This window comes from Deltaproteobacteria bacterium (assembly GCA_016931625.1).
Lineage (GTDB): Bacteria > Myxococcota > XYA12-FULL-58-9 > XYA12-FULL-58-9 > JAFGEK01 > JAFGEK01.
In genome coordinates this window covers 24,400-32,998 of the sequence record JAFGEK010000163.1, presented here as the reverse complement: position 1 = coordinate 32,998, position 8,599 = coordinate 24,400, and the positions used below count along the sequence as shown (strand labels likewise).

Genomic DNA, 8,599 nt, shown 5'->3' with positions numbered 1-8,599 from the left:
GAATTGGATTCCTACTTTCGTAGGAATGACGAGGAGTTACGTAAAACTCTCTACGTCATGCCCTCGAAAGAGGGCATCCAGTAAAGCTTAATAAAATCGATCAATTACAGAGATGAGATCAAGAGTCAGCTCTTACCTGGGATGCTGTCTTAACCTATAATGATAATATTACCCCGATTACAAATCTTGCTGGCTATCGACTTTATTATTGGACACAATCGCTAAAATCCGGCGACCAATTCATTAGTGTTGCTGAGGCTAAACAACAAATTGGGATCAAACAAGTTGAAATAGCAGCTCCTGCTATTGAAACTAGTTTAGAGTTACGCAAAGATACTAATTACTATTTTCGTTTGACAGCATATACGAGTGATAATTCTGAGTCAGCATTTAACGTAGAGAATGATGACATCACCGATGCCCAAGTCGTGCTCTTGGCAGAAGACTGAGTATCTGTTCTTTAAATACGTAAGTTCAAATTTGCCTTACTTAAAGATAAACAGTTAGTCATCATACAAAAATGAAGATTTGAAAAACTTAAGAACAGAGAATTAGGAATTTTAAGATAGCTTATTTGTAATCGTGTCTATTAACGATCACAGTAATCGTTAATCGTTAAAAGTTTTACAGCTTCTCTGGCTTTAAAATCACGTTTGACATAATCTCTTACTGATATAATTAATCTAAGGATGAGGTGAAGCTCGGCGACTTTGGTATTGCTAAAGCGCGCGCTCATGCTATGCGCACTAGTGACGGTACTATCAAAGGCAAGCTCGCCTATCTTAGCCCTGAGCAAGCCCGTGGCGATGAGGTGGATGTACGTACTGATGTCTATGGATTGGGTCTTGTACTTTTCGAGGCAGCCACTGGCTCGCAATACTTAGAAGCGGATGCTGATATCCAGTTACTACAAATGGCGCTACATCCTCCACAAAAGAGCATAGTTAACCTTCACCCTCAATTTCCACAAAACCTTGCTATTGCTATCTAACGCGCCCTCAAGTTCAGCCCTGAAGAGCTTATCTATGTGATTACCTTATGATAAAAATCATCTAAAATTTTAGTCCAAACTTGTGTTCAAGAATTTTCTATTGATTTTGAGAACGCTAATTATAAAACTTTAAATATAGATGATGCTTGCAATTTAATTTAATGATTGAATAGAAAGTTTATTTTATTAGTTGTATAAAAATATCTATAAGTAGTGGATTTCGTGAAGATCGACAGGATATATTTATGGACACCCATCAACCTATGCACCAAATATTTCTATGTGCTGATTTAGGATAAAGGGAGTTTTTAATGAAACAGTCTGCTTCGACTCGTCACTTATCAGAATCCCTGGTTGTGCTTATAGTCGTGCTGCTCGTGTCAGGGATGGGGTTCGCCAACGAGCCAGGCGCTGTGCTCCAAAGCAAGGTCATAGCAACGGCGGCTACCTCACACCACGATGGTCCATCGTTCGTACTTGCCAAGGCGACCAAACATAAAAAAAAGAAGAAAAAAAAGAAGAAGAAAGTCTCGACAAAGCGTACGACCAAATCGAATACGCCAAGCCCTTCGTCTAAGTCATCAGCAAGCACTCCAGCGCCAGCCAAGATACCGACTAAAGAGTCCGGTAAAGCCTCTGATGCAGCTGCCCCAGCGGGCTCTGTCTGGGACGACCTCACAAGCCCTTCATGGGCGGGTGGTTCCAAAGACGCCAAGTCTGGATCAAGCTCGACCACGTCCGATTCACAGCCAGCCACAAGTTCTAATAATGAGACACCCGCTAAAGACTCGTCGGCGCAATCGAGTTTGTCAAAAGCTCATAGTGGCAGGGAGTCTCGGCAACGAAGTAGCACTCCTGACTTGGTGCGAACACCCGCGATTTTGATCCTGGGTGGTGGTCTCGGTGGCCGCTCATTAAAGTTCAGCGGTGCACCCGTCGAGACACGGGGGGTGCGCGATATGACGCTCAAATCAGTGATCGTAGCGGGCGCTGCCCTCGAGGTCTATCCAGCGAGTCTTATACAATTCATAACCTCAACACCTGAAATTCTCACCCACTTCGGGCTGCGTGCCAGCTATTTTAAGGCATTAAACGTCAATTCCCAGGTAGGCGATCACCCGGACGCCAAAATGCCCACGACTTGGCGAGAGATTGAGTACGATATTACGGCACGAGCCGTAGTTTTCGGCGCCCAAGTTAAAGCGAGTGCTGGCTTGCTTAACTCGCGTCTCTTTGTCGACACCGCAAAAGTACCAGGTTTAGAGTCGGAGTTACCAAGTGTTACTGCTATGACCATACGTGTGGGTGGTGACTTAGACATCGAAATCATCGACGATTTTAGCATCTCTGCGGGGGCGAGCTTTGACAAGCCTTACTCAATGGGACGTCTAACCAAACGCTTCTTCCCTAAAGCGTCGGGTTGGGGCTATGATTTTCGCGCGGGTGTCTCCTACGCGCTTCTGTCCCATCTCGATGTTCTTGTTTTCGCACGCTATGGTGTGGTTAATTATAAGCTCAACCCTGCCTCAGATTCTACCTATACCGCTACCAAGGCAGTCGATAGCCTTTTCGGTGTCAACGGCGGGCTTCGTGCCTACTGGTAGCTTTTACTAAGACCTCACTTTTCCCAAGCGCCGATGTCTGGTTTGGCGCCTTTATATGGCATTGCCACGCCTTGGCCGTCGTTCCAGGGATCCAGTGGTGTTGCAGGATCGAGGGTTAGGCGATTGCCGTTGTAATCGATAGCAATGATCTTGGCGACTATTGTCTGGCCCTCTAATTGGATGCGGTCGCCCTCGACAATGCCGAAGCCATCGATAAAGTACGCAGCATCAGCGACCTTAAGCTCGGTGCCTGAGCCTGATCCCACCGTCGTGGTTAGATATTCTCCTCGGTCAATAGCTGGGCTGCCGTCTCGTAGACTGAAATCGAAATCGCTGATGTGGTCAACATCAGCAGGCGCGCTAACATCAGTAAACATGGGATCAGCCCTGCTCTCTACGTTGGGCCCGGGCACCGCTGTCTTAGAGGTCTGTGCGAAGTAATTGCCAGAGACTATTTGGTCTGCAGGGTCGGTGTAATAAAAGTAGATGTCGTCGTTGGAATTGTTAAAAAACAGATTGTTTTTGATCGCTACCCCTGAAATCGGCTTCGGGTTGCTATTGCCATCCCAGTTGTCGAGCAGCAAAGCAGCGCTGTGGCGCTGATCGCCAGCGTTGAGTGGTGAGTTCCCATTCTGATAGAATACGTTGTGGTAGATATGGTCGAAGCTGGAGTCATGGACGCCGCTTGCAACTAAAGTGATGCCAGCGCCTCCTTCAAAGATAAACTCATTACGACGCACGATGTTGTTCTTGGTCCGCAGTGACAGACCGCCTGCGGCCACGGGATCGTCAATCGCACCACCCTCAAAACCGAAACGGTTACCCTCAAATACATTCCAATAAGCATCAGGGGATCCGTCGACAAGCACAATGCAGCGATTGCCACAAAGGTTGCCAGTCAAGGCACGGTTACATGGCGTCCAGTTCTCATTATGGCAAGTGTTATTGCGTATAATATTATACCGGGCCGATATCTGGATGACGTGGTGACCACCATGGAAAAGATAATTGTTCTCGAGAAGATTGTAGCTGGTTTCGTCGTCGGAATCGCCGTCAAAGCCAAAACGCATGACTCCGCCGATGTCATCCTTCTTGGCGTCGTTTGAATAGCCACAGTTGCCAATAGTATTGTTGGCAAGCCAGTTGTACTTGGCGTCGGTATACATCCTAATGCCTTCGATCCATACGCTGGTCTTGTCGGGTGAGTTTATAAGCGTACTGTTGATGAGCCAAATATAGCTGGCGTTAATCAGATGGGCGAACTCGTCGTTGCCGTCAGTAGTGATGTGGTCGATGGTGATGTACGCGTGATCATCTAGAGAGATTGCCAGATCAAGCCCTGTGATCACAACACGCTCGTCGCTATATCCTTTAAAGGTAATACGTTTACTTGAAGTTCCGCTAGTCTTTGGAGCAATAGCGGTGTGGTAGGTACCACCACGCAGGTACACGAAGTTGCCAGCAATCACTTTAGCATTAGCAGTGGCGAGACTACACGCAGCCGCACCATCAAGCGGTGTTTCACCCTTGCAGCTGTTTGCGCCATCCCAGCTGGCATTTCCCGTTGGGCTAACCCAGTATATGTCTGTCGGAGGGGTTTTTGCAGTAAAAGTGGCGGAAACATCGAGTTTGCTGTCGGCATTCAAGATGCAGGATGATACAGTCCCTGAACACGCCCCACCCCAGCCCTCAAACGTCGAGTCAGGTGCAGGTTTTGCTGTCAAAACAGTAGTCTCGCCTGGATCTACAACGGTTGGACATACCCCGGTGCCGCAGGTGATGATTCCAGATCCTTGCCCTAAGGTGAAAAGGTTTAGAGTATTCAAAGTAGAAATATTCGTATGCGCCTCGGCAGACCCGCCGGCGTTCTCACACTTCAGGGTGAAGGTGGTTTCATCCAATAAGCGCACGTTGGTTGAGGTGCTATTGGTTACTGAGCCGACGCCATTATCGATTGAGCAAGCAGGAACAGGAACTGGGCTGTTTGCGTAAGACCATTTCCACACCACATTGGTTGGGCTGTCAGAGGGGATCTCGCTTGGCGTCGCTGTAAAGCCGATGATTTCGGGTGCTATGGGAGTCAGCTCGACATTGATGGTCAATTGTGTGGTATCGCTTCCGCTGTTATTCGTGCAAACAATGTTGAAAGTAGTACTCTTATTCAATGTGAGGCTCACCTTAGCGCCATTGGCAATACTGCCGACACCATTGTCTATGATACAATTCGCTTCGGGTGATGGTGTTTTCGCAAATGTCCATAAAAACACAATGTCAGTTGGTGTAGCAACCAACACAGACGTTGGATTGGCAACAAAGCTCTGAAAGGTAGGAGCGTCCAAACCTGCGAGGCTACTGATATCGCCATCGGAACAACTTGCACAATTCATGCCAAGAACGAGTGCCGCTAAGGCTAATGTTTGTCGATTGAATAAAAGCATATTTCTTTCTCTCCTCATTTCGCTACCGATTAGACCAAGGCTTTACAGATATGACGTGTGACACTAATAAATGGCTAAAATGCTCCGAATTTTTATAAAAGACTCCATTTTCTTCAGTGGCCCTTACCTATGTTTTCAATTTCTTCGATGTAAAATGGATGAGTCAAAATGATTCAGACTCTGAAGAGCCATAGTCACGCACATGTGTCACTGGCTGCGGTTCGAACAACTATATACATCAGCAAGATGACCAAAACGAAGATCAGCAAAACCAAGATAATCTAGACCAAGATCAGCAAAATCAAAACGAAGGTATTCTGCAATCTAATCTTGCTCGCGATACCACAGATGTTCCGCTTGAAGATATGCAGATACTCGTTAAAGATATCAATGCACTAACTTTCGATGTCTTTAATCAACTCCAATCAGCGCCAGGTAACCTTATCGCATCACCCCTAAGCGTTTCGATTGCTTTAGCAATGACCTATACCGGGGCTCAGGGCGTAACTGAAGCCCAAATGGCAGATGCCCTGCATTTCACTCTGCCCCAGACAAAGTTGCATGCTGCCATGAACACGCTCGAACGTACGTTGGCAAATCGCGGTGACAATAGCATTTCAGACAAGAGTTCGTTTACACTTAAATTGGCGAATTCGCTTTGGCTCGATATACGCCTGCAAGTACTTGCTACATTTCTTGATGGTCTAGCACTCAACTATGGCGCCGGAGTGCAACTCTTAGATTTTTTTGAAGCGGAGGCAGCAGCCAACTCAATTAATCGTTGGGTTAGTGATAAAACCAACGTAAAAATACCAACGCTGCTGACACCAAATGATGTCGAGGGCACTTTAATGGCCTTAGTTAATACCATCTACTTTAAAGCGCACTGGAAGAACCTTTTTGATACGAAAAATACAACCGAGCTCCCCTTTATTTTGAACGATGGTACTGAAATCAATGTGCCTATGATGCAGCAGACCCATATCATGGGATATGCGCAAGGTGATGGGTATCAAATTGTGCAACTTATGTATGAAGGTAATGAGGTTGCGATGATACTTATTGTCCCCGATGCCCCCGAGGTCTCTGACAGAACCAATGATATTAGCCATTTTACACAACTTAGCAACCAGATTAATGCTGATTTTATCGATGCTGCGGTATCTCAGTTGCAATCACATCAGGTCAATTTGACTCTACCGAAATGGCATGCCTCGACATACTTAAAACTACGTACAGTCCTCGAAGCTTTAGGTATGCATGAGGCATTTACCCAACAGGCAGATTTCTCAGGAATGACCGGTAGCAAAGATTTATATATCGACAGTGTAATTCATCAAGCAGACATTAGTGTTGATGAATATGGCACCGAAGCAGTTGCAGCTACTGTGGTGATGATGGCGCCAACCTCTTTGCCTCCTGATGAAACCGTAACCCTTAATATCAACCGGCCATTTTTCTACGTTATCTGTGACCTCGACACCGGCAGCATTTTATTTATTGGCAGGGTTTCTAATCCCGCTGAATGATTAGCATCTGGGTGACCGTTGCTAGCGAATATCTAATAGCTAACAAGCAATTGTACTATAGAGCCACTTGCAAAAGTCTCACAAAAGCCCATTCTCGTCACTATAAGTGAAAGCTTAGAGGTAACTTCTCAAAAACCACTGGCAAAATGAAAAGTACATGTTATTTCGAGGAGAAGCAGTAATTTATCAAGTTTTGCTTCCACTGAGTATCAAGCCATGCAGCCCGCTGTATCAACCAGTCACGCATATATCCTACTTGACCTTCCCAAGTGTTATTCGTCGGAGTTTTAAAAATATAAATATATTCGCTAGAAAAATTGGGCCAACGTTTAAAATTACGCTTAGCGCCATCGGCAAGGGGCTCGGTTAATTCAGCAATCCTTTGATCAAGCGCATTATCCGAAAGAAGACCCTGCCGTAATACCTTCCATCGAGCAACAACTCGGTTGAAAAATGCAGGATCAGTAAGCAACTTTGGTATCCAATAATTGGCGTGGTCTTGCCGTATTTGTTCATACTGCCACCCAGAAGTCTTTTCATTGTTAAAGTATCCACCGACACCAAAGATGAGATTATAGTCCCAAAGGGGGCCAGCAAAAAGCTTGGTGTATCGGTCTTTATCAAAGTAGGCGCTACGAATGTAAGAGTCCAACTCTCGGGTAAGCTCGTTGATGATTATTTGATCTACAAACGATTCGACATTGATATATGCATGGTAGCCGACAGTTTCATCAGCGAAAGTGGGTGAGTAAAGCGAGTCATTAAACTCATGAATGTAATTTAAGATCCAGTTCAATTGTTGTGAAGCTATTGGATTTGGATCATGGATGAGGAGATAGTTCCAACAGTTTGACGAACTGAAACAATTCAACATTGGCTCATCGTATTTATCAATCTTCCACTCGAATTTAATAATGTAACCACCCATAATATCGGGTAAGGTGACATCATTCTCTCGCAACTGTTTAAGGTCGAGGCGCCTTTTAGCATTCTTTATAGTTTCGACTAAAAGATAAACACCCATGTAGTCGTCTTCATTTAAGGGACGTGAGTTGACATTTACATATAGCTCACAGAATACATACCTTGGCGCTTGCATACCCATATCGCACCCAAAATCGTAGGCGATTGCGTCACGAACGAGTGCTTTGTCAGCATAAGGTCCACGTAGTACCCAGTCCGATTCTGCAGGCATACCAAGAATAGCTATGTCTTGGTCTTCATTATTATCATCCCAAAACTCTACACGATATGGAGTCTTTTCAAACGAAGCTGAGGACTGGCCTCGGATATGGATTCCAGCGCGAGTCGCCACTTCTGGTGTTGAAGACAATGAAGCTTTGCCGTTATTAAGAGAGAAAGACATAATTATAGCTGGAACGAACTCGCGGTTTTCGGTGCTTAGTTGCCCAGCACCAAAGTTATCAAGCACGATAATTGGTAGATCAATATTAACGTCGATGGTACTAGCAATATATACAGCAGTATAGGGTTTTCCAATAGGAATACCAGCGACAAAAACTTGAGCCCGTAGCTCGGTAGTACGATTAATGCTTAATGGTGTATTGTCATATAGAGGTGAATCATATATTTGCAGTAGCATGAAGCTGAAGATTACCTATGCTAACAGATGTAGAGGTAAAATCACGGCTTACATTATAACGATAAGTACCATGGAGACGGTGTTGAAACTTCTTGATGCTTTTTGCATAAGCGCAAAGCATATTAGAATAATTTACTAATAAAAAGAATTTACGATTTGGGAACCAAAGGTGAAGAATATTATCAACATTATCAAATTTGCCAGCAACAAATTTTTGCTCGTCGTTTTTCATAATAATCCTTTTAATCACAAAGCAATTCAAGAGCCCACAGCGACGACTGGCCTAATAATGGTGTCCCTAATAATGGTGTCTAACACCAATGCTGATCAGCTATAAGTAATCGCTTATATGCTAATCACTCCAACAAATCAAATGATGCCAGACACCGGAGATTTTGTGCGCGACCGAGCGCTACACTCACGTGCAGGTTGAG

The 8,599-nt window shown here is 45.0% G+C and carries 7 protein-coding genes; 3 read left to right on the top strand and 4 right to left on the bottom strand.

What is annotated here, in order from left to right; translation table 11 throughout:
* The first annotated feature begins 694 nt into the window (after positions 1-694).
* A complete protein-coding gene (locus JW841_14050) occupies positions 695-991 on the top strand; it encodes a protein kinase (GenBank protein MBN1962062.1) in 297 nt (98 codons plus the stop codon).
* A gap of 334 nt (positions 992-1,325) precedes the next feature.
* Here the strand turns inward: JW841_14050 and JW841_14045 are convergent, their stop codons facing one another.
* Positions 1,326-1,670: a hypothetical protein gene (locus JW841_14045; protein MBN1962061.1), complete on the bottom strand. Its 345-nt coding sequence runs from the start codon at positions 1,668-1,670 to the stop codon at positions 1,326-1,328.
* 280 nt (positions 1,671-1,950) lie between these two features.
* On the opposite strand from JW841_14045, the gene JW841_14040 reads away from it, so the two are divergent.
* Complete coding sequence (locus JW841_14040; GenBank protein ID MBN1962060.1) at positions 1,951-2,595, top strand: hypothetical protein; 645 nt, start codon at positions 1,951-1,953, stop codon at positions 2,593-2,595.
* Between the two features lie 14 nt (positions 2,596-2,609).
* Here JW841_14040 and JW841_14035 read toward each other — a convergent pair whose 3' ends face one another.
* A complete protein-coding gene (locus JW841_14035) occupies positions 2,610-5,033 on the bottom strand; it encodes a hypothetical protein (protein MBN1962059.1) in 2,424 nt (807 codons plus the stop codon).
* A 365-nt stretch (positions 5,034-5,398) separates the two neighbouring features.
* Between JW841_14035 and JW841_14030 the strand changes: the two genes are divergently transcribed.
* Positions 5,399-6,562: a serpin family protein gene (locus JW841_14030; GenBank protein MBN1962058.1), complete on the top strand. Its 1,164-nt coding sequence runs from the start codon at positions 5,399-5,401 to the stop codon at positions 6,560-6,562.
* Between the two features lie 160 nt (positions 6,563-6,722).
* Here the strand turns inward: JW841_14030 and JW841_14025 are convergent, their stop codons facing one another.
* Both JW841_14025 and JW841_14020 read right to left on the bottom strand, forming a co-directional pair.
* Entirely contained in the window at positions 6,723-8,165 is a 1,443-nt protein-coding gene (locus tag JW841_14025) for a CotH kinase family protein (protein ID MBN1962057.1), read from the bottom strand.
* Positions 8,146-8,397, bottom strand: a complete 252-nt coding sequence (locus tag JW841_14020; protein ID MBN1962056.1) for a hypothetical protein — start codon at positions 8,395-8,397, stop codon at positions 8,146-8,148. The genes JW841_14025 and JW841_14020 overlap by 20 nt, the downstream gene beginning before the upstream one ends.
* Positions 8,398-8,599 lie beyond the last annotated feature (202 nt).